This window comes from Bradyrhizobium sp. SSBR45G, from assembly GCF_030159255.1.
Classification (GTDB): domain Bacteria; phylum Pseudomonadota; class Alphaproteobacteria; order Rhizobiales; family Xanthobacteraceae; genus Bradyrhizobium.
Map to the genome: position 1 here is coordinate 1 of NZ_BSCT01000058.1, position 20,422 is coordinate 20,422.

Below are 20,422 nucleotides of genomic sequence, written 5' to 3' on the forward strand. Positions count from 1 at the left end.
TGATTCTTCGCCGCAAGTCTATTTTAGCGCCTATGGGCGTTCGCCGGGACGACACGTGTGGGGCGGTCTTGATGCCACACGCGCAACTGTCATCGCCCGGCTCGGCCCAGGCGATCCAGTAAAGGGAGGTGGCAATAATTGACCGACAGGCCGCGGCGTACTGGATTCCCCGCTTTCGCGGGAAATGACAGTGGGGCCCATGGCGACGCCTCGATGCGTGGACGATCAGTTCGGTCGAACGGCCTTGGTCGACAGCCTCAATCGAAGCACCGCCGTTCGACCCCGTCTCAGTCGAACAGGCTCGACACCGACTCTTCCGCCGCGGTGCGGCCGATGGCTTCGGCGATCAGCGGGGCGATCGGCAGCGCGCGAATGTTGGGCGCGTTGCGCACGGCTTCGGTCGGCTGGATGGAGTCGGTGATGACCAGCTCCTTCAGCCGCGACGAGGTGATGCGGGTCGCGGCGCCGCCGGAAAGCACGCCATGGGTGATGTAGGCGTAGACTTCCCTCGCGCCGTGCTTGAGCAGCGCATCGGCCGCGTTCACCAGGGTGCCGCCGGAATCGACGATGTCGTCGATCAGGATGCAGGTGCGGCCCGAGACGTCGCCGATCACGTTCATGACCTCGGACTCACCGGGACGTTCGCGGCGCTTGTCGACGATGGCGAGCGGCGTGTTGATGCGCTTGGCGAGGCCGCGCGCGCGCGCCACGCCGCCGACGTCGGGCGAGACCACCATCACGTTGGAAAGATCGAAGCGATCCTTGATGTCGCGCACCATCAGCGGCGCGGCATAGAGGTTGTCGGTCGGAATGTCGAAGAAGCCCTGGATCTGGCCGGCATGCAGGTCGAGCGTCATGACGCGGTCGACGCCGGCATGGGTGATCAAATTGGCGACCAGCTTGGCCGAGATCGGCGTGCGCGAGCCGGACTTGCGGTCCTGACGGGCGTAGCCGAAATACGGAACCACGGCGGTGATGCGGCGCGCGGAGGCACGGCGCAGCGCATCGGTGATGATCAGGAGTTCCATCAGCAGGTCGTTCGCCGGATAGGACGTCGACTGAATGATGAAGACGTCGGAGCCGCGCACGTTCTCCTGGATCTCGACGAAGATCTCCATGTCGGCGAAGCGCCGGACCACGGCTTTCGTCAGCGGCAATCCGAGCTCGGCGGCGATGCCGGCGGCGAGGGCCGGATTGGAGTTGCCGGCGACGAGTTTGATGGAGCCGTTCTTGGCCGACATCGCGAATTCTCCTCGCGGCTCGCTGGAGACCTTGTTCAGCATATCGGGCTATCCGTGGAACCGGCGACTTTGCACGGGCGAGGTGATATCAAGGACACTGCGCGCATGGCAACCCGCAGCAAGTGTTTTCCCGGTCAAAAAGCGGCGCAAAATGCGCCTGTTTGCCTAATGGTCGGTGTAGCCGAGCGCGGCGACGCTGGTGCCGTCGGATGTGGGCGAGACAGGTTCCACCGCCGCGACCGCGGGTCCGCGGGTGGCGGGCGCCGCTGCGGGCGGTGCGCTCTCGGCCGGCGCCGTGCCGTTCAGCAGGCTCGCGAGCCCGCTGAAGCCGGCCTGCGCGATCTTTCTCAGCACCATGTCGTCCACGTTGCTCCAGGGATCGCGTCCGCCCCGCCCGATCGGCTCCTCGCCCGACAGGCGCAGCGCGCGCTGCTGGTTGCGATCATAGACGTCGAACACCCAGGCAACCACGCTCTTGCCGTTCACCACCTGGGCCGAGAGATAGCTGCGCACACGATAGGCGGCCGGCGCCTCACGCGAGACGATGGCGATGCTGCGCAGCTTGGATTCGCTGTCGAGCACGCCGACCATGCGGTCGAAGATCTGCGGCGGCGGACCGTCGATCTGCTCGAAGGCGATGGTGGCGCCATCGGACGCCGGCGCCATCGCATAGGCGTTGGCCGGACCACCGCTGCCGCTCGCACAGCCGCCAAGCGTTGCGGCGGACAGGATCAGAATAGCGGCAACGCAGGCGTGCTGCGCAGCGCGGCTGATCGGTCGAAATGGTGTCGGCGCTCCCCTCATCGTCGGGAGCGATATCGTTAAAATCGATTAACGTCTAGGTCGCCGCTGCCACAGAATGGGACAGAGTGCACTCAGTTGTACAGAAAGGGTTAAGCAATCCACATGCGGCCACAATCGCGCCCAGCTTCAGCCTTCGAGCATTCAGTCTTATTCAGTCCTGGAGCATGATGGCGTGGACATGCCGGCCATAGTCCGGCTCCTGGCGGTGCACCGAGCGGCGGTAACTGAAGAAGCGTTCGTCGGCATAGGTGTCGAGGCCGAGATCGTCGATCAGCAGCACGCCGGCGTTTTCCAGCCGCATCCGGATGAAGCCGCCGAGGTCGAACATCGCGTGGCCCTCGCGCTGCGCGGGCAGGAAGAAGCGCGCATGCTCGGCGTCCGCGTCAACGAAGCGAGTGACGAACTCAGCCCCGACCTCGTAGCTCGGCTGGCGGATCAGCGGGCCGATCGCGGCGATGATCTGACTGCGTTCGGCACCCAGCTTCTCCATGGCCTGCAGCGTGGCCTCGAGCACGCCGGTGAGCGCGCCCTTCCAGCCGGCATGGGCCGCGCCGATGACGCGCCGCTGCGGATCGACGAACAGGATCGGCCCGCAATCGGCCGTGGTGACGCCGAGCGCGAGATGGGGCATCGCGGTGACCAGCGCATCGGCCTTCGGCCTGACCGCGCCCTCCCATGGCCCGGTCGCGACCACGACATCGGGCGAATGGATCTGGTGCAGGCTGAGCAGCTGCTCGGGCGCGACGCCGAGATGCGCGGCCATCCGGCGGCGGTTTTCCCGGACGTCGTCCGGCCGGTCGTTCGATCCCAGCCCGCTATTCAGCCCGGCATAGATGCCCTCGGAGACGCCGCCCTCGCGGGTGAAGAAGGCATGGCGCAGACCTGGAATCGCGGACATCACATCCGATGACACCAGCATCACGCGCCTCCCGTCTTGTCGTTGGTATGCTCGTCGTTGATCCCCGCCAGCACCGGAATCGACGGATCGGACACGCCGAGCACCTTGAACAGCGAGCCCATGCCGCCGCGGCCGCCACCGATCAGCCGCTTCAGCCCGCTGGCGATGTCGTTGGAGACCTCGGCCGAGGCCTTCTGCATCAGGGTCAGCGCCCGGGTCTCGATGCCGAGCCGCTGCAGGAACTCGCCCTGCGTGACCGGGCCATGCACGCGCGCGCCGACGGCCTCCGCGGTGCGCGACAGCGCGTCGAAATCGACATGGGCGGTGATGTCGGCAAGGCCCGGCGTCTTCAACGGATCGGCGAAGCTGTGGCGGGCGATGGCCTGGAAGGTGTCGCCGACATCGCTGCGGACATGGCCGTAGTCGATGATCACGGCGGCGCCACGCTGCTCGCGCAGGCGTTTGGCGATCGCCATCATCTCGGTGTCCGGCCGCCACTCGAAGATTGCGCCGGCCGGCGCGGCGCGCACCAGCGGCGACAGCAGCAGCTCGAAGCCCGCCGTCGGATCCGCAGCCGTGCCGTACACGAAGTTCTCTTCCTCATCGAGCTCGACCACCCGCTCGTGCCAGCCGGTCTCGCGCCTGACCATCTGGTGCACCGGCAGCACGTCGAAATATTCGTTGGCGAAGATGACGCTCGGCCCTTCCGGAACGTCGTCGAAGCTGTCGTGCCAGGTCACGTTGCGCAGTCCGGTCAGGGTCGCCTTCTGCTTTTCCCGCAGCACCGGATTGACCTCGACCAGATGCACCGAAATCGTCTGGTAGAGCGGCGGCAGCACGCGCAGCGCGCGCAGCGCATCCGACATCATGGTGCCGCGGCCCGGCCCCAGCTCGATCAGCCGGAATTGCTGCGGCGAGCCGGCCGCCTTCCAGATCGAGGCCGCCCACAGGCCGAGCAGCTCGCCGAACATCTGGCTCACTTCCGGCGCGGTGGTAAAGTCGCCCTCGCGCCCGAGCGGATCGCGCGAGATGTAGTAGCCGTGCTCCGGATGCATCAGGCACAGCTCCATGTAGCGCCAGACCGGCATCGGACCCGATGCCTTGATCAGCCGCTTGAGCTCGGTGTGGAGCGGAGACGTTTCGATCACGGCTGGGCCTGCAGCGAGGGAGTGGCGTGATGGACCTCCGGCTTGCGCAGCGCCCGGGCAACCAGGATCGCGCCGACGATCAGCATCGGCACCGAGAGCAGCATGCCCATGGTGAGGCCTTGCCAGAGAAAGCCGAGCTGCGGATCCGGTTCGCGGAACAGCTCGCTGACGATGCGGGCTGCGCCATACAGGCCGATGAAGCTGCCGAGAATGAAGCCGGGCCGTTTCAGTGCCCCGAACCGGATCATGGCCGCCAGGATGCAAAACAGCAGCAGGCCCTCAAGGCCGGCCTCATAGAGCTGGCTCGGATGACGCGGCAGATGGGTGGGATCGGTCGGAAAGATCATGGACCAGGGCAGGCTCGGGTCGGCGGCGCGGCCCCACAATTCGGGTTTGATGAAATTGGCGATGCGGCCGAGCAGCAGGCCGATCGGGGCGACCGCCGTCGTGATGTCGCCGAGCGACAGGATCGGCAGGCCGTTGCGGCGGGCGAACCAGATCACGGCGACGACGCAGCCCATGAAGCCGCCATGGAACGACATGCCGCCGTTCCACAGCTGGAAGATATCCAGCGGCTCTTTGATGAAGTGCGGCAGGTTGTAGAACAGCACGTAGCCGGTGCGGCCGCCAAGAATGATGCCGAGCGTGACCCAGAGGATGAAGTCGTCGAGCTGGGCGAGCGACACCGGCGCCGGGCCGCCCCACAGCCGCTCCTTCTTCAGCAGCGAGCGGGCGTAGAGCCAGCCGAGCACGATGCCGCAGATATAGGCCAGCGCGTACCAGCGGATCGCGAGCGGTCCGATGGCGATCGCGACGGGATCAAACACGGGAAAGTCGACGAGGAGAGGCGTCATTCACAGGCTTTCGTGGGCACGGCGTTCCGCTTCGGGACGCGCGCGGGCGATGCGGGCTTGAACGGGCCCCGTCGCAGGGACGGCGCGATGCCAGCCAGGGCCGCTCATACAGCGCGGCGGGCCGGCGCAACAAGTACGATGACAAGGAAACCTTGGCGTGACAAGACGGGCCGATCTTGAAGGCGGCGGGACGGATCGCCATTCTGTCTTTCATCATTGTGCTCGTCGCGGGACGTGGAGTTTTCAGCATGACTCAGACCAACAGCCGGTTTTTCGACGAACTCGGCCGCCTGATGAACGATGCCGCGGGCGCTGCCCAGGGCATGAAGCGGGAGGTCGATTCCGTCATCCGCAACCAGGCCGAAAAGATCCTGAACGACCTGGACATCGTGAAGCGCGAGGAGTTCGAGGCGGTCAAGGACATGGCCCGGCTCGCCCGCGAGGAGAACGAGGCGCTGAAGGCCCGGATCACCGCGCTGGAGGCCAAGCTCGGCGGCGCCCCGGATGCGGGCGGCAAGGTCGAGGGCTGACGGCGCGGCCGGATCGCCCACGCGCAGGCCGCGGCTGGACAGGCCGGGACTGGACGGGGGCCGGTGGCGCCTTCATTTCCTTGTCATTTCGCGGGTTTGCCGCTAGAACCCCGCCACGTCCGCGGCCCCCGCACCCCTGGAGGCTTGCCGAAGGACGTCCAGCAACGGGCCGCATTGCGGCCTTTAACTTTTTAAAACAAGGACTTAACACGATGGCGACCGTCAGAGAACTGAAGGCGACCGCCCGTCCGTCAGTCGGCAAGGGGGCCGCACGGGCAGAGCGTCGCGCCGGGAGAGTGCCCGGAGTAATCTATGGAGACAACCAGCCCCCGCTGCCGATCTCGGTGGAAGACCGCGAGCTGCGCCAGCGCATCCTGGCAGGCCGGTTTCTGACCACGATCTTCGACGTCACCCTCGACGGCAAGAAGCACCGGGTGATCCCGCGCGACTTCCATCTCGATCCGGTCAAGGACTTCCCGATCCACGTCGACTTCATGCGGCTCGGCCAGGGCGCGACCATTCGCGTCAGCGTGCCCTTGCACGTGGTGGGCTCGGAAGGCGCGCCGGGCGTCAAGCGCGGCGGCACGGTCAACATCGTGACCCACACGCTCGACCTCGAGTGCCTGGCGGAGAACATCCCGCAGTTCATCGAGGCCGATGTCAGCGCGCTCGAGATCAACCACTCGCTGCACATCTCCGAGGTCAAGCTGCCGGCCGGCGTGAAGACGCTGTCGCGCGACGACGCGACGCTCGTCACCATCGTGCCGCCGTCCGGCTATGGCGAGGAGGCGAAGACCGCTGGTGCAGCCGCTGCTCCGGCTGCCGCTGCGCCGGCTGCCGCTGGCAAGGCTCCTGCCGCTGCCGCCAAGGCGCCGGCTGCCGCCGCCAAGGCCCCCGAAAAGAAGAAGTAAGCCGATGTGCCTTCGGCCGGCGCGGGCCCTGCTCGCGCCGGCCGGAGCACCGGCATGTCCGGATGCCGTGTCATGCTGCTGTTCGTCGGTCTCGGCAATCCCGGCGCGAAATATGCGCGCAACCGGCACAATATCGGCTTCATGGCCGTGGACGAGATTTCGCGGCGCCACCGCTTTTCACCCTGGCGCCGCAGGTTTCAGGGTGAGACCTCGGAAGGCACGCTCGATTCCGAGAAGGTGATCCTGCTGAAGCCCACCACCTTCATGAACGAATCCGGCCGCGCCGTGCAGGAGGCGGCCAGCTTCTTCAAGCTCGGCGTCGGCGACGTCACCGTGTTTCAGGACGAGCTGGAATTGCCGCCGTGCAAGCTGCGCGTGAAGGTCGGCGGCGGCATCGCCGGGCACAATGGGCTGCGCTCGATCTCGGCGCATCTCGGCAACGACTACCGCCGCGTCCGGCTCGGCATCGGCCATCCCGGCGTCAAGGAGCTGGTGCATGGCCACGTGCTGTCGGACTTCGCCAAGGCCGACATGCCCTGGGTCGAGGCGCTGTGCGAGGCGGTGGCCGACAATGCAGGTTTGTTGACGGGCAAGCGCGACTCCACCTTCGCCAACAAGGTGCATCTGGCGCTGCAGGCCAAAGGTTTTCTGGACAAGGGCGATGCCGGCGCCGCGTGAGCGCCTGAGGCCGTCGCTCAAAAGGATGCGAGACGGATCATGGGATTCAAATGCGGGATCGTCGGGTTGCCGAACGTCGGCAAGTCGACTTTGTTCAACGCGCTGACGGAGACGGCAGCAGCGCAGGCGGCGAACTATCCGTTCTGCACCATCGAGCCGAATGTCGGCGAGGTCGCGGTGCCGGATCCGAGGCTCGACAAGCTCGCGGCGATCGCCAAGTCGGGCCAGATCATCCCGACGCGGCTGACCTTCGTCGACATCGCAGGTCTCGTGCGCGGCGCCTCCAAGGGTGAAGGCCTCGGCAACCAGTTCCTCGCCAACATCCGCGAGGTCGACGCGATCGCCCATGTGGTGCGCTGCTTCGAGGATTCCGACATCACCCATGTCGAGGGCAAGATCGCCCCGCTCGCCGACATCGAGACCATCGAGATCGAGCTGATGCTGTCCGATCTCGACAGCCTCGAGAAGCGGGTCGACAACCTCGCCAAGAAGGCCAAGGGCGGCGACAAGGACGCCAAGGAGCAGCACGATCTCGTCACCCGCGCTTTGGTGCTGCTGCGCGACGGCAAGCCGGCGCGGCTGCTGGAGCGCAAGCCGGAAGAGGAGCGCGCGTTCGGCATGCTCGGCCTGCTGACGTCGAAGCCCGTGCTGTATGTCTGCAACGTCGAGGAAGGCTCGGCCAAGGACGGCAACAGCTTCTCGCAGGCCGTGTTCGCACGCGCCAAGGAGGAAGGTGCGGTCGCCGTCGTGATCTCGGCCAAGATCGAATCCGAGATCGCGACCCTGTCGCGCGAGGAGCGGGTGGATTTCCTGGAGACGCTCGGGCTCGAAGAAGCCGGCCTCGACCGGCTGATCCGTGCCGGCTATCAGCTGCTCGACCTGATCACCTACTTCACCGTCGGTCCGAAGGAAGCCCGTGCCTGGACCATCCACCGCGGCACCAAGGCGCCGGCGGCCGCGGGCGTCATTCACACCGATTTCGAGAAGGGCTTCATCCGCGCCGAGACGATCGCCTATGCCGACTACGTCGCGCTCGGCGGCGAGGCGGGCGCGCGCGAGGGCGGCAAGCTGCGCCTCGAGGGCAAGGAATATGTGGTCGCCGACGGCGACGTGATGCACTTCCGCTTCAACAATTAAGACTGGGCAGGGCGGCTACATCCGCCCCTGCTCGCGGATCGCGCCGAGATGCTCGTTGATGCGGAACACGATCAGCACGAACTCTGCGATGATGCGCGAGAACACCATGCCGACGATGACGCCAGCGATGGACGACAGCAGCAGCAGGAAGCCGCCGAACGGGCTGATCGCCATCTCGGCAAGTCCGGTGAAGATGCCGCGGATTCCCCAGAGGATGATGAGGGCGATCACGAGCCAATAGAACGTCTTGATGATGGTGGGCGTGATGAAGCGGTCCCACTGGAACAAATCGCGAAATTCCAACATCCTGATCCCCCAGCCACGTCCGAATCGCAACTCACGTCCGTCTTTAAGTCCTGCGCGAATCCGGCGCCAGACGACATGAGCGGCGGCGGCCGAAGTGATCGCGGTATCCGGCACCTTCTGGCGCACTCTTGCGATCGGATCGGGCGACAGCCATGCGAGCGGCCCGGTTGTGATTGCTGCAAGGTACGGCCACAATCGGGCTTCTTTCAGCCATTCCCGACCCCATGACCCTCACCTTCGAAGATTTTCCGCAAGGCCACTTCGGCAGCTTCGGCCCGAGACACGTCACACGCGACGAGATCATCGCCTTCGCGTCGGAGTTCGATCCGCAGCCGATGCATCTGGACGAGCAGGCCGCCTCGCAGTCGATGCTCAAGGGCCTGTCCGGGTCGGGCTGGCATCTCTGCTCGCTGATGATGCGCATGATGTTCGACGGCTTCATCGGCCGCACCGCCTCGCTTGGCTCGCCGGGCGTGAACGAGGTGCGCTGGCTGTCGCCGTTGCGGCCGGACGACGAGCTGACGCTCGATGTCGAGATCCTGGAGGCCCGGGTGTCGCGGAGCCGACCGTCGACCGGCATCGTCACGTTCAAATGCAGCGTGCGCAACACGGCAGGTGAGCGTCTCTGCGAGATGGTCTCCCCGATCATCGTCGAGCGCCGCGACAGCGGCGGGCTGGTGGACTGATGCGCTTCTTCGAGGATCTCAAGGTCGGCCAGCGCCGCGAGCTCGGCTCCTACACGTTCACCGCGGATGAGATCAAACGTTTCGCCCGGCAGTTCGATCCACAGCGCTTTCATCTCGACGAGGAGGAAGGCCGCAACTCGCTGTTCGGCGGGCTTGCCGCTTCAGGCTGGCATGTCGGGTCCATCTACATGAAGTTGATCGTCGCCGACAATCAGCGGCTTGCGGAGATCGCGCGGTCGCGCGGCGAGCCGGTCGCGGTCGGAGGGCCCTCGCCCGGCTTTCGCGAACTGCGCTGGCTCAAGCCTGTGCTGGCCGGCGATACGATCACCTTCTCCAGCGAAGTTGATTCGCTCCGCGCATCCGCCTCGCGCCCGCAATGGGGCATCCTGCAGGCGCGAAACACCGGCATCAATCAGCGCGGTGAGCTGGTGTTTTCGGTACTCGCGTCGGCGTTTGTGCCGAGACGGAACAACGGTTGAGGCGAAAAGGTCACGTCTCGTAGGATTGTCTTCTCGGAACCAACTTCGCGCTAACGCATTCTGAACCCGGAATCTATAAGACAGCCAACCAGGGATCAGGATGTGGGGGATGAGTATGGCAGATCGCAGTGGTCTGAAACTCCTCGGCTTTATCTTTGCCAGCGTGACGCTCGCGGTGATGCTCGCGACAGGTATGGTCGTGAAGGGCTATGCCGATGGCTCGTACTCGCTCGAGTCGTCAGCGTCCGTCGACGAGTGATCGATTAAGCAGCCGTTAACCGAGGGACGCCCAGAGCAGTCCCTGTTCTATCGGCGGTCTAGCGGCTCCAGATGAGCACCATGACCGCCGTCGCAACCAGCAACAATCCGACGAAGCGGACCATGATGGTCCCGATCCGCTGAGGCTGAAGCCGCAGCGGGATCGGATCGGTGTTTTCCGGCCGGATCGTTTCCATCGAGATGACCGCCCCTGACGCAATATGCCCGCAAGCCGCGTGGCATGTTTTGGTCGCAGAGCCGTCACTCAACGTTCAAGGACATGGCGTCTCCCCAACAGGAAAACCGCCACGCGATGGCTCGCGTGACGGTTCGCCTTGAAGACAGATGACAGCGATCAGCTGCTGCGCAGGCCGTCAGCGGCGCGCTTCCACTGGGTCACGTTCTCGGCGATGGCCCGGGTCGACTTCATCGCCGCCTGGCTCAGCTGCGCATAGCTCGCGATCTCGCGCTGCACGCGCTGACCCTCGGCATGCAGCAGCTCGCGCAGGCCCTCGAGCTCGCCGATCAGGTTCTCGATCTCCGACAGCGACGTGCCGGCGACGCGCTGAATCAGCGTGGTGACGCTGTTGACCGCTGCATCGGCATCGATCGCGGCCTCAGCGGTGGCCGCGGCGTTGGGGCGACGCAGATAGGCGATATCATTACGTACGAAATCACGAATGCCGGCCTCGACTTCGGAGACCGCAGCGAGATCCGTATCCAGCTCGGCTTCAGTTCCATCGATCTTGTCCGGACGAATGACATTCATCGGCTATTTCCTCAGTTCGCGTTCTAGCGAGCGCGGTGTCCCCGCACGACGAAATTCTCAAAGCCTATCAGTGCGGCCAAATTGGGCCGCAACGCGGCGAAGCTGCGGCGACCGTTCGATCATTCGTGGCGGGCCGCCACAATTCTTTAACCTTACCAGCTTCGTTTGAAGCCGGCAGAGATGCTCTTGCTGGTGCCCCCCTGCGCGGTCTCACTGACCGAGCCGGAGACGCTCAGACCGTCCGACAGCTTCTGCTCAGCGCCGATCTTGCGCAGCCATTTATCATCGCTCGATGACAATGTCTGTCCGGCCGTGACGCTCGTGCCGGTGTCCTGGATCGAGAGCCGAGCGGACTGCTCGGTATCGAAGCTGCGGCTGGTCTTCGGTGCCGCGCCGGGAATCGGCACCATGCCCTGCTGCGTGACGTTGTAGCCATTCTGCAGAGTCAGATTGTAGTGATCGATCGGCACCGCCTTGGTGATCGTCGTGCCAAGCCGGCTCTGGTCGGAGCCTGGATCGACCCGGGCCTCGATGGCCGTCTTGTCCCAGATCGAACCGGCGCCGGGCGCAGTGACCGCGGCCCAGGCCGAGCCGCCGGATTGCGGAGTATTGCCGCCATTCTCAGCCTTGTCGGCCAGCAATTCGGACATCGTGGTCGGCTGCCGTGTCACGGTCATGTCGGCGCCTACACGCGCATCCCAGAACGTAGAGACCGACTGCTTGACCGACACACCCGCGGCGGCGCTGCCTTTGCTCTGGTTGGACCAATCAAGTGCGGCCTTCTCGGCGGCCGCCTTGCGCTTTGCTGCAGCGGCGGCTTCGGGGCGATCGAGGAAGGTCGTCTCGTCGATCGCAAGCTGGCTCCAGTCGAGCTTGTCGACCTCGATGCCCTGCATCGGATCGGCTGCCGCAACCTGATTCTCGGGCTCATCCGAATCGGCATCTTGCGGTGCCGGCGCGATCTGCTGCCAAGGAACGATCTGCAGCGGCTGCGGCGGCGCCTGGATCAACGTCTGGGCCTGCGCAGCGGACACAAGGAGGCCGAAGCCGGCCGTGAAAACTGCCAGCGCGCAACCATTCGATGTCATGTGAGCAACCCCCGCCGCCCCAACCTGTTCGCCCGAATATGGTGGAATCTTGGCGCAAAATTATGGCCGTGTCAGTCACGATGTGTTGGGTTTTTGTTGATCGCGCTTGCACTTCATTGCAGCAAGACCGAGCGACTACACGCATCAGGCGAAGCTGCCGATCCGCGGTAGGTCGATCGGACGGCCAAGCGTCTGCTCCACCAGATCGAACGTATCGATCAGGATGCGCAGCCGCGCCAGCTTGCCGGCTCGGAATTGCATGAACTGCGCGAGCCGGGCCGTGATCGGCTTGTCAGAATCCTGCGCCGTCATCGCACAGCGGACCATCGTGGCCGCAGCGCTCTCGTCCAGCATCAGCGTCTCGCGCTCCAGCTTTCGGATATGCACGTTGTCGGAGATCTGCCTGACCGAATCGAGCACCGCTTCCTTGCCGAGACGGGCGCCGAGGAACGGAAACATGTCGATCGGGCCGTAGATGGCCCAGTCGATGTCATCGTCGAGCATCGCGGCGAGCGCGTCGAAATGGCGGTCGTTGATCGCGCCATGCAACGCGCGCGACAGACGCCAGAGGCTGTGCTCCGTCATCTTTCCGGTGATCCTGATCTGGCTTGCAGGGCGGCGCGGCGGCGATCGGGCGATGTCGTCAATGACGTCGCGCGGTGCGCCGAATCCAACTCTCTGATATCCCTGGATACGCTCATGACAGGCACGCGCAACGGTTGTTTTTGCATTGCACAAATGCGCGACGACCGAGCCTGCGGCGCGTTCACCAGGCGTTAGCGCTGTTCGTAGGTCATCCGTTGCCGGGCGATTGCGACCTCCTGGTCGCGAAAGGCCGCCATGCCGAACAGGACGGCACCAGCAATGCCGCCGACCAGAGCACCGAGCGGCATGAAGGTGAAGAAGACGAGCATGCCGGCGTAGCCTTCGAACTCGCTGGTGTTGAACAGCTCGATCCAGGCAAGTCCGAGCCCAATGCCGATCGTCGCGCCGCCGACGACGCCCATCACCAGTCCGGCCATCGCCAGGAATGCTATTCTCATGTCGCCAATGCCCCGTAGCCCACCCGCTGATGGGTTCGGGGCGCGACCGTGAGGTTCAAAGCGAAGCGGCAGCCGCTGGTGACGTTTCCGTGATCGCCTGCTCACCGCGCAGCTAAACGGGGTCTCAGGCCCGGGATGTCCCTGCGATCAGCAGCCGGCTGAGATCGCATTCCAGCACCTGCTGAACGAGATCGAACGTATCCATGATCTCGCGGATGCGGCTGATGCGGCCGTCGCGCAACGTGTAGAAGGCAGCAAGGTCGTATTGCACGATGCGGTCATTGTCGCGCTTGCGCAGGAAAATGCGCAGGTCGACGGCGACCTGATCGCCTTCGCAGATCATGGTCTTGATCTCATGCCTGATGTCGACATAGCGGCTGCGCGCGGCTTCCCACATCTGGCGCACCTCGGCCTTGCCATGGCGGCGCCCGAGATGGGGGAAGATGTCGATCGGGGCCGAGGCGAAGTGCTCGACATCGTCGGTGCAATGGGCCAGCACCGCGTCGAAATCGCCGGCGGCATGGGCTTCGAGCAGCTTGCGCACGCGCTGCTTGTTGATGTGCTCGATCATCCTGTCTCCACTGACGGGAGTCCCCTTGTCCGCGCCAGCCGTTCTGGAGAGACTGCTCGCCGATCGTCAATCACCTGTAAGATCATCTGCAGGTCAAATGCGCCGACACGGTGAATGGAAGCTTGGCGACGGCTGCCCTGCGCCATCAAACCTCTCGGAGTAGGTCACGAGCGCCATCAAAAGGTTCGTGACTTCGTCTGGCGGCATCGCGGAACCGCGCCGCACGCTCGCGGTTAGAGAGCAAACAATTCTGCGGAGCACGATCATGAAGACCCTCTTTGCCTTGTCCGTCGCAGCCGTCGCATTGCTGTCCACGCAGGCCGCCGAGGCCAAAGGCTGCATCAAGGGCGCCATCGTCGGTGGCGTTGCCGGCCATTATGCCGGTCACCACGGCGTGCTCGGCGCGGCCGCTGGATGCCTGTACGGCCGCCACCACGCCAAGGAGCAGGAGCGCCGGGAGCAGCAGAGCCAGGTGAACGGCCAGGGCAAGATGTAGTTGGGACGTCGCCGCGTCCGAGATTGACGGCTCGTTGCGTCAGCCGGTCGCGACATCTCCGGTGTGATGCCCCTCACGGTGCTCACGGCCTGGGCGGACTACACGGGAGCGGTCTGGTCCTCATCGAGGGCCCTCCGCAACCGGACGATCCCCATGCACGCGATCTCGTCTCCCAGCCCGTTGGCGCCGAAGGCGCCCGTTCTCAACTTGCTCGAAGGGATGGTGCTGACCGCGCTGTTCCAGGCCATCCCGACCTATGCCGGCGCCGCACTTATCCTCAAACTTGCCCACAGCACCGCCTTGCGGCCCGGCATCATCGGCGTTGTCGCAACGGCCACGCTCATCCACGTGCTGATGTCCTCCGCCGCCGGACCACGCTATCCGCGCGTGCTGAACCAGGCCTACGCGGCGGAATTCTACGATGCGACGCTCGGCCTTGCCGACAAGGTGCTACGCTGGCGCATGCAACCAGAGGGCTCGCTGCAACTCCTAAGCTCGACGGCGATGCTGGCCTTGCTGTCGGTCGCGGCGGTCGCGATGGGCTGACGCACGCCGTCAACGCTGCGGCATCGCCCGGTCGGTCAGGCGCTCGCGCGTCAACCGCAGGGCCAGAGGTCCATCCTGTGCCGCCAGCCGCGACCATCCCGGCTTGCTGCCGTGCACCAGTTCGGCCAGCACCATCTCAGAGATGACGATACTGCCGATCAATTCCGGCCCCGACCTTTACCATGCGACCGTCAGGCTGGACACCGCTGCCGGCGGAGCAAACGCGACGGTCTGGTCGACGAAAGCGGCCGGATTGGCATAGGGTGCGGCGTTGCGGTCGGTCCACTCGGGCTGCTGGGGAGCGGGACAGCGATTATAAAGCCAGACGTCGCCGCAGATGGCTCCCTTGGCATTGAGCCAATAAGCGTAGGCGACGCGGCCGTCATCCTCGACCACAATGGTCGCATCGCCATCGGGCGAGGCAAACTCCTGAAAGAATCCGGCGCTCAGGTCTCTCTCCTCGATCTTGGACGACGCGAGCTTTGCCTCAGTGATCAAGGCGTGCCACGGTCCCGAATTCCAAGCCCAGCAGCGTCTCGAGCGCCATGCTCATAGGAACGATCCTTCCAAAGGCGGCATAGCTCGGCGACCCGACTTTCCCGCGCAGATATTCACCTATCCGATAGGTGGGCCTGACATTCGCGACGAGCCGGCCCCTTCGCGCCTGCCGGTTCGACTCGTTCAGTCAGCCGCATCGATCGCGGGATTGTAACAATCGACCCGCTTCGGCTCCAACTTGACGAATTTTCCAGACGAGCTTTCCAGCCGATACGCCCAGGCGGAAGCTCTCAACCACGTGCGTTTCGCATCTCTGACGACTGCCACGACGGCATCATCCGCGGCACCATCCAGTCGGCAGTGGCTCCACTCCATATGATAGCCCTTGCTCAGCTTGGGATGAGAAAGAACGTCCGAGACGAGCTTGAATGGCTTGCGTTGCTCATCATGGCCATCAGCAGCCCACGCGAAGACCGCCACACCCTCGCCGGCCGAGTTGAGCATGATTGAAACGCCCCGGGCGCAAGGGTCCTTGCTTCCGATTACAATGCACGTTCCGCCTCCTTCAGAAAAGCCGCCCGGAAACGGCGGCACCCGCTTGCCAACAAGATCCTCAGCGTGCGCCGCACTCGTGAGAGCCAACGACACGACGACGAGCCAGACCGTTCCGCGCCTGGAGCCTGCAATCGTTTCGAATCCGCGCCTTGCCACGCTCGGATGCTCCCTTGACCCGACAATGCATACTATGGACGCGCTCCTCGTATCGCATCGGTTGATGGCTGCCAATGGCCGCCCGTCTTGCGCGGCCACGCCGCTTCAGCCACATTCCCCGAGACGCCGAGGACAACAACAAGAATACTGCCCGAGCCCTGCCCTTCATGTTCAGCGCCATCGAACGTCCCGCGGGCCCGCCGCCCGGCATCCGCCAGATCGCCGATGATTTCGGCCCGCTCTACGCCTCGCACGGATTCATCGGCTGGCTGTTCGCGATCACCGGACCGGTCGCGATCATCCTGTCGGTCGGCGCCAATGGCGGGCTGTCGCAGGCCGAGATCGCGTCCTGGATCTTCGGCGTGTTCTTCATCAACGGGGCGATCACGCTGCTGCTGTCGTGGTTCTTTCGCGAGCCGCTGGTGCTGTTCTGGACGATTCCGGGCACTGTGCTGGTCGGGCAATCGCTGACGCATCTGTCCTTTCCGCAGGTCGTCGGGGCGTTCTATGGCACGGCGCTGCTGATGCTCGTCCTCGGGCTCTCCGGCTGGGTGAAGCGCGCGATGCAGCTGGTGCCGATGCCGATCGTGATGGGCATGGTCGCCGGCGTGTTCCTGCGCTTCGGCCTCGATCTGGTCCGCGCGGTGCTGACCGAGTTCGTGATCGCAGGACCGATGGTCGCCGTCTGGCTCGTGCTGACGGCCCTGCCCGCGCTCGGCCGGCGCTGCCCGCCGATCATCGGCGCGCTGATCGTCGGCACGCTCGCGGCGCTGCTGTCCGGCAGCTATGAGCATGGCACGGCGCTGCGGCTCGCGCTGATCACCCCGGTGATCCCGACCCCGTCCTGGTCGCTGGCGGCGATGATCGAGCTCGTCGTGCCGCTCGCGGTCACCGTGCTCGTCGTGCAGAACGGACAGGGATTTGCCGTGCTGCAGGCCGCGGGTCACAAGCCGCCGATCAATCTCGTGACGGTAGCCTGCGGCATCGGCTCGGCGCTATCAGCGGTCGTCGGCGGGGTCTCGACCTGCCTGACCGGACCGACCAATGCGATCGTCATCTCCGGCGGCGAGCGCAAGCGCCATTATACCGCGGCGATGTTCGTCGGCCTGCTCGCGCTCGGCTTCGGCCTGCTGGCGCCGACCTTCACGTCGTTGCTGCTGATCGCGCCCAAATCATTGATCACGACGCTGGCCGGCGTCGCCATGCTGCGCGTGCTGCAGACCGCGTTCGTGACTGCGTTCAAGGCGCGGTTCTCGCTGGGCGCTCTGGTCGCCTTTCTCGTCACTGTCGCCGACGTGCCGCTGCTCAACATCGGCGCCGCGTTCTGGGGGCTCGTCGCCGGCTTTGCGATCTCCTGGCTGCTGGAGCGCACCGACTTCACAGCCGGGGCTCCGGCATGAGAGTCGCAGGGCACGCTTCGCTGCAGCGCGTCACGCTGATGTCGTGACATCTGCGCACATTGCTGATCGCCCTGTTGCAGTGCCAGCAGATCGCGCTACACTTCCCGGACGATAACAAAAAACATTCTCGGGAGGATACCGATGACCGCGATCACGCGCCGCAATATGCTAGCGGGTACGGCAGCAGCAGGCGCGCTGGCGCTCACGGGGCAGCCGGCCTGGTCGGAGCCGCAGTGGAAGAAATATGCCGGCACCAAGCTCGAAGTGATCCTCGCCAAGGGCCCGCGCGGCGACAATCTGCAGAAAAATATCAAGGAATTCACCGCGCTGACCGGCATCGAGGTAGAATCCGAGCAGATTCCGGAACAGCAGCAGCGGCAGAAGGTCGTGATCGAATTGTCGTCGGGCAAGCCGAGCTTCGACGTCGTCCATCTCAGCTATCACGTGCAGAAGCGGCAGTTCGAGAAAGCCGGCTGGCTCGCCGACATCACCGACATGATGAAGGATCCGAACCTGACGGCGCCGGACCTCGTGCCGAGCGATTTCTCTGCCGCCGGCCTGACTTACGCCAGCAACGACAAGGGCCGGATGTTCTCGCTGCCGTGGTCGGTCGACTACTTCATCCTCTACTACAACAAGGAGCTGTTCGCGAAGAAGGGCGTCGAGGTGCCGAAGACGCTCGACGAGATGGTCACGGCGGCGCAGAAGCTGACCGATCCCAAGGACGGGACGTTCGGCTTCGTCGGCCGCGGCCTGCGTAACGCCAACATGACCTTGTGGACGAACTTCTTCCTCAATTATGGCGGCGAATTCCTCGACGCCAAGGGCAACATCCAGACCGACGGTCCCGAGGCGATCGAGGCCACCAAGCTCTATCAGAAGCTCCTGACCACCTGCGCACCTCCGGGCGTCGCCGGCTTCAACTGGATGGAGTCGATGGCCTCGTTCACGCAGGGACGCTCGGCGATGTGGATCGACGGCGTCGGCTGGGCGCCGCCGCTGGAAGACGCCAACGCCTCGCGCGTCGTCGGCAAGGTCGGCTACACCGTGGTGCCGGCCGGACCCAAGGGGCAATACTCGGCGACCTATGGCGACGGCGTCGGAATTCCCGCGGCGTGCAAGAACAAGGAGGCCGCCTGGCTGCTGTGCCAATGGATGGTCTCCAAGGCGCAGGGCGCGCGGCTGGTCCAGGCCGGCGGCGGCGTGCCGTTCCGCAACTCCGTGCTGGGCGATGCCGAGATCCAGGGCGGCGTGAAGATGCCGAAGGAATGGCTGCAGTCGGCGATCGATTCCGGCAAGATCTCGAAGCTCGGCCTGCCGGTCATCATCCCGGTCGCCGAATTCCGCGACCTCGTCGGCGCCGCTCTGACCGCCACGCTGTCGGGCGCCGATCCGGCCACCGAGCTGAAGAAGGCGCACGAGCAGTTCCGTCCGATCCTGGAGCGCAGCGAGAAAGCGTGAGCACGATCGTCGAGCAAGTGTCCGGCGCGGCCAGCGAGGCCGCCGCGCCGGAGCGGGCGTTGCGGCCGCCGTCGTACTGGCCGTTCGTGGTGCCGGCGCTGGTCACCGTGCTGGCGGTGATCATCTTTCCCTGGCTGTTCACGATCTGGATGAGCTTCCAGGAGTGGAAGGTCGGCTCGCCCACGACCTTCGTCGGACTGTCGAACTATTCGAGGCTGCCGGCCGATCCGCGCTTCGTCGAATCGGTCGGGCACACGCTGTCCTACACCGCGCTGTCGGTGCTGCTGCCACTGGTGCTCGGCACCTTCGCGGCGGTCGTATTCCATGCGCGCTTCCCCGGACGCGGGCTGCTGCGCGCGCTGTTCATCATGCCGATGATGGCGACGCCGGTCGCGATCGCGCTGGTGTGGACCATGATGTTCCACCCGCAGCTCGGCATCCTGAACTACCTGCTGTCGCTCGCCGGCCTGCCGCCGCAGCTCTGGGTGTTTCACCCGGGCACGGTGATCCCCTCGCTGGTGCTGGTCGAGACCTGGCAATGGACCCCGCTGGTCATGCTGATCGTGCTCGGCGGCATCGCCTCGCTGCCGACGGAGCCGTATGAGAGCGCGCAGATCGACGGCGCCAGCACCTGGCAGATGTTCCGCTACATCACGCTGCCGCTGATCATGCCGTTTTTGTTCATCGCCGCAATGATCCGCGCCATCGACGCCATCAAGAGCTTCGACATCATCTTCGCGATCACCCAGGGCGGGCCTGGCTCGGCATCGGAGACCATCAACCTCTATCTCTACAGCGTCGCCTTCGTCTATTACGACCTCGGCTATGCCTCGGCGATCGCGGTGGTGTTCTTCGCGCTGATCGTGGCGCTCACCGCGCTCCTGCTGTGGCTGCGCCGACGCGCGCAATGGAATGCGCTGGGGAGCGACACATGAGCGCGCAGACGTTGCTCGGCCGGCTCGCCCTGGCGCTCGGCGTGTTCCTGATCGTCTCGCCGGCGATCCTGTTCTTCCTCTGGATGATCTCGCTGTCGGTGAAGTTCGAGGTCGACAATGCCGCCTATCCGCCGGTGTTCTGGCCGGAGCATTTCGCCTGGAAGAACTACGGCGACGTGCTGTCGTCGAACCGCTTCTTCACCTATTTCAAGAACAGCCTGCTGGTGACCGGCGGCGCGACGTTCCTGGCGATGCTGGTCGGCGTGCCCGCGGGCTACGGCATCGCCCGCATGGCCGCGCACAAATCGGCGATCGTGATCCTGATCGCGCGCATCACGCCCGGCCTGTCCTACCTGATCCCGCTATTCCTGCTGTTCCAATGGCTCGGCCTGCTCGGCACGCTATGGCCGCAGATCATCATCCATCTCGTCGTCACCGTGCCGATCGTGATCTGGATCATGATCGGCTATTTCGAGACCACGCCGATCGAGCTGGAGGAGGCCGCGCGGATCGACGGCGCCACGCGCTGGCAGGTTTTCCGCCACGTGGCATTGCCGGTGGCGAAGCCCGGCCTCGCAGTGGCCTTCATCCTCGCGGTCATCTTCTCCTGGAACAACTTCGTGTTCGGCATCGTGCTGGCGGGACGCGAGACGCGCACGCTTCCCGTGGCGGTCTACAACATGATCTCATTCGATCAGTTGAGCTGGGGGCCGCTCGCCGCCGCGGCGCTCATCGTGACGCTACCGGTGCTGCTGCTCACGGTGTTCGCACAACGGCAGATCGTCGCTGGACTAACTGCGGGCGCCGTGAAGGGAGGATAATCATCATACTTTTCCGCCGCTAAGCGCGGGGAATGTCATCGTATAATGTATGCCAGACAGAACCTGCGGCAGAATGTCGGACTTGCCTTCGTCAGGCCACAGTCTGCCCCTTGGTTGTCCCCCGTGGAACCTGGATTCGTCCGCGCGCACTTG

The 20,422-nt window shown here is 64.9% G+C and carries 28 protein-coding genes; 13 read left to right on the top strand and 15 right to left on the bottom strand.

The features are described 5' to 3' along the window. Positions 1-287: 287 nt before the first annotated feature. From QQL87_RS35625 to lgt, 5 genes are all read right to left on the bottom strand, one after another. On the bottom strand, positions 288-1,241 hold the full coding sequence (locus QQL87_RS35625) for a ribose-phosphate pyrophosphokinase (protein WP_284423809.1): 954 nt from the start codon (positions 1,239-1,241) through the stop codon (positions 288-290). Positions 1,242-1,406: 165 nt separating this feature from the next. Then, entirely contained in the window at positions 1,407-2,045 is a 639-nt protein-coding gene (locus tag QQL87_RS35630; protein WP_284423806.1) for a hypothetical protein, read from the bottom strand. A gap of 151 nt (positions 2,046-2,196) precedes the next feature. After that, complete coding sequence (gene pgeF, locus QQL87_RS35635) at positions 2,197-2,943, bottom strand: peptidoglycan editing factor PgeF (protein ID WP_502871254.1); 747 nt, start codon at positions 2,941-2,943, stop codon at positions 2,197-2,199. A 20-nt stretch (positions 2,944-2,963) separates the two neighbouring features. Then, entirely contained in the window at positions 2,964-4,091 is a 1,128-nt protein-coding gene (locus QQL87_RS35640) for a class I SAM-dependent methyltransferase (RefSeq protein WP_284423804.1), read from the bottom strand. After that, positions 4,088-4,945 (bottom strand): prolipoprotein diacylglyceryl transferase, encoded by an 858-nt coding sequence (gene lgt / locus QQL87_RS35645; RefSeq protein ID WP_284423803.1) that lies wholly within the window; start codon positions 4,943-4,945, stop codon positions 4,088-4,090. The genes QQL87_RS35640 and lgt overlap by 4 nt, the downstream gene beginning before the upstream one ends. 248 nt (positions 4,946-5,193) lie before the next feature. On the opposite strand from lgt, the gene QQL87_RS35650 reads away from it, so the two are divergent. The 4 genes from QQL87_RS35650 to ychF all read left to right on the top strand — a co-directional run bounded on the left by QQL87_RS35650 (position 5,194) and on the right by ychF (position 8,201). Then, complete coding sequence (locus QQL87_RS35650; RefSeq protein WP_284423802.1) at positions 5,194-5,475, top strand: accessory factor UbiK family protein; 282 nt, start codon at positions 5,194-5,196, stop codon at positions 5,473-5,475. Between the two features lie 212 nt (positions 5,476-5,687). Then, positions 5,688-6,386, top strand: a complete 699-nt coding sequence (locus QQL87_RS35655; RefSeq protein ID WP_284423801.1) for a 50S ribosomal protein L25/general stress protein Ctc — start codon at positions 5,688-5,690, stop codon at positions 6,384-6,386. Between the two features lie 72 nt (positions 6,387-6,458). Continuing rightward, the gene (gene pth, locus QQL87_RS35660; RefSeq protein WP_284423808.1) at positions 6,459-7,064 is read left to right on the top strand and encodes an aminoacyl-tRNA hydrolase; all 606 of its coding nucleotides are present in this window, start codon (positions 6,459-6,461) and stop codon (positions 7,062-7,064) included. Positions 7,065-7,103: 39 nt separating this feature from the next. Next, on the top strand, positions 7,104-8,201 hold the full coding sequence (gene ychF, locus QQL87_RS35665; RefSeq protein WP_284423800.1) for a redox-regulated ATPase YchF: 1,098 nt from the start codon (positions 7,104-7,106) through the stop codon (positions 8,199-8,201). Between the two features lie 15 nt (positions 8,202-8,216). Here the strand turns inward: ychF and QQL87_RS35670 are convergent, their stop codons facing one another. Then, positions 8,217-8,507, bottom strand: a complete 291-nt coding sequence (locus QQL87_RS35670; RefSeq protein ID WP_284423799.1) for a DUF4282 domain-containing protein — start codon at positions 8,505-8,507, stop codon at positions 8,217-8,219. A 224-nt stretch (positions 8,508-8,731) separates the two neighbouring features. On the opposite strand from QQL87_RS35670, the gene QQL87_RS35675 reads away from it, so the two are divergent. The 3 genes from QQL87_RS35675 to QQL87_RS35685 all read left to right on the top strand — a co-directional run bounded on the left by QQL87_RS35675 (position 8,732) and on the right by QQL87_RS35685 (position 9,931). Beyond that, positions 8,732-9,193, top strand: a complete 462-nt coding sequence (locus QQL87_RS35675) for a MaoC family dehydratase (RefSeq protein WP_284423798.1) — start codon at positions 8,732-8,734, stop codon at positions 9,191-9,193. Next, the gene (locus QQL87_RS35680) at positions 9,193-9,672 is read left to right on the top strand and encodes a MaoC family dehydratase (protein WP_284423797.1); all 480 of its coding nucleotides are present in this window, start codon (positions 9,193-9,195) and stop codon (positions 9,670-9,672) included. Before QQL87_RS35675 ends, QQL87_RS35680 begins: the two co-directional genes overlap by 1 nt. Positions 9,673-9,781: 109 nt before the next feature. After that, complete coding sequence (locus tag QQL87_RS35685) at positions 9,782-9,931, top strand: hypothetical protein (RefSeq protein WP_284423810.1); 150 nt, start codon at positions 9,782-9,784, stop codon at positions 9,929-9,931. 58 nt (positions 9,932-9,989) lie between these two features. On the opposite strand, the gene QQL87_RS35690 is transcribed toward QQL87_RS35685, so the two are convergent. The 6 genes from QQL87_RS35690 to QQL87_RS35715 all read right to left on the bottom strand — a co-directional run bounded on the left by QQL87_RS35690 (position 9,990) and on the right by QQL87_RS35715 (position 13,401). After that, positions 9,990-10,127 (bottom strand): hypothetical protein, encoded by a 138-nt coding sequence (locus QQL87_RS35690; protein WP_284423796.1) that lies wholly within the window; start codon positions 10,125-10,127, stop codon positions 9,990-9,992. A gap of 158 nt (positions 10,128-10,285) precedes the next feature. Further along, positions 10,286-10,699: a hypothetical protein gene (locus QQL87_RS35695; protein WP_284423795.1), complete on the bottom strand. Its 414-nt coding sequence runs from the start codon at positions 10,697-10,699 to the stop codon at positions 10,286-10,288. A 152-nt stretch (positions 10,700-10,851) separates the two neighbouring features. Further along, positions 10,852-11,787, bottom strand: coding sequence for a hypothetical protein (locus tag QQL87_RS35700; RefSeq protein ID WP_284423794.1), 936 nt, complete (start codon positions 11,785-11,787; stop codon positions 10,852-10,854). 144 nt (positions 11,788-11,931) lie between these two features. Beyond that, positions 11,932-12,372 carry a nuclear transport factor 2 family protein gene (locus QQL87_RS35705; protein ID WP_284423793.1) on the bottom strand — a complete coding sequence of 147 codons (441 nt, stop codon included), beginning with the start codon at positions 12,370-12,372 and terminating at the stop codon, positions 11,932-11,934. Between the two features lie 191 nt (positions 12,373-12,563). Beyond that, positions 12,564-12,830 (bottom strand): hypothetical protein, encoded by a 267-nt coding sequence (locus tag QQL87_RS35710; RefSeq protein ID WP_284423792.1) that lies wholly within the window; start codon positions 12,828-12,830, stop codon positions 12,564-12,566. Positions 12,831-12,954: 124 nt separating this feature from the next. Beyond that, entirely contained in the window at positions 12,955-13,401 is a 447-nt protein-coding gene (locus tag QQL87_RS35715) for a nuclear transport factor 2 family protein (protein WP_284423791.1), read from the bottom strand. A 265-nt stretch (positions 13,402-13,666) separates the two neighbouring features. Here QQL87_RS35715 and QQL87_RS35720 point away from each other — a divergent pair, with 265 nt between their 5' ends. Together QQL87_RS35720 and QQL87_RS35725 are read left to right on the top strand one after the other, a co-directional pair. Next, positions 13,667-13,897 carry a hypothetical protein gene (locus tag QQL87_RS35720; protein WP_284423790.1) on the top strand — a complete coding sequence of 77 codons (231 nt, stop codon included), beginning with the start codon at positions 13,667-13,669 and terminating at the stop codon, positions 13,895-13,897. 153 nt (positions 13,898-14,050) lie between these two features. After that, positions 14,051-14,443, top strand: a complete 393-nt coding sequence (locus QQL87_RS35725) for a hypothetical protein (protein ID WP_284423789.1) — start codon at positions 14,051-14,053, stop codon at positions 14,441-14,443. A 9-nt stretch (positions 14,444-14,452) separates the two neighbouring features. Here QQL87_RS35725 and QQL87_RS35730 read toward each other — a convergent pair whose 3' ends face one another. From QQL87_RS35730 to QQL87_RS35740, 3 genes are all read right to left on the bottom strand, one after another. Further along, positions 14,453-14,605, bottom strand: a complete 153-nt coding sequence (locus QQL87_RS35730) for a hypothetical protein (RefSeq protein WP_284423788.1) — start codon at positions 14,603-14,605, stop codon at positions 14,453-14,455. Between the two features lie 15 nt (positions 14,606-14,620). Next, positions 14,621-14,941, bottom strand: a complete 321-nt coding sequence (locus QQL87_RS35735) for a hypothetical protein (protein ID WP_284423787.1) — start codon at positions 14,939-14,941, stop codon at positions 14,621-14,623. Between the two features lie 183 nt (positions 14,942-15,124). Beyond that, a complete protein-coding gene (locus QQL87_RS35740) occupies positions 15,125-15,445 on the bottom strand; it encodes a hypothetical protein (RefSeq protein ID WP_284423786.1) in 321 nt (106 codons plus the stop codon). Positions 15,446-15,819: 374 nt separating this feature from the next. Here QQL87_RS35740 and QQL87_RS35745 point away from each other — a divergent pair, with 374 nt between their 5' ends. From QQL87_RS35745 to QQL87_RS35760, 4 genes are all read left to right on the top strand, one after another. Beyond that, complete coding sequence (locus QQL87_RS35745) at positions 15,820-17,052, top strand: benzoate/H(+) symporter BenE family transporter (protein WP_284423807.1); 1,233 nt, start codon at positions 15,820-15,822, stop codon at positions 17,050-17,052. A gap of 141 nt (positions 17,053-17,193) precedes the next feature. Further along, positions 17,194-18,513, top strand: coding sequence for an ABC transporter substrate-binding protein (locus QQL87_RS35750; RefSeq protein ID WP_284423785.1), 1,320 nt, complete (start codon positions 17,194-17,196; stop codon positions 18,511-18,513). Continuing rightward, positions 18,510-19,448 carry a carbohydrate ABC transporter permease gene (locus QQL87_RS35755; RefSeq protein ID WP_284423784.1) on the top strand — a complete coding sequence of 313 codons (939 nt, stop codon included), beginning with the start codon at positions 18,510-18,512 and terminating at the stop codon, positions 19,446-19,448. The genes QQL87_RS35750 and QQL87_RS35755 overlap by 4 nt, the downstream gene beginning before the upstream one ends. Further along, entirely contained in the window at positions 19,445-20,269 is an 825-nt protein-coding gene (locus QQL87_RS35760) for a carbohydrate ABC transporter permease (protein WP_284423783.1), read from the top strand. Before QQL87_RS35755 ends, QQL87_RS35760 begins: the two co-directional genes overlap by 4 nt. Positions 20,270-20,422: the final 153 nt, after the last annotated feature.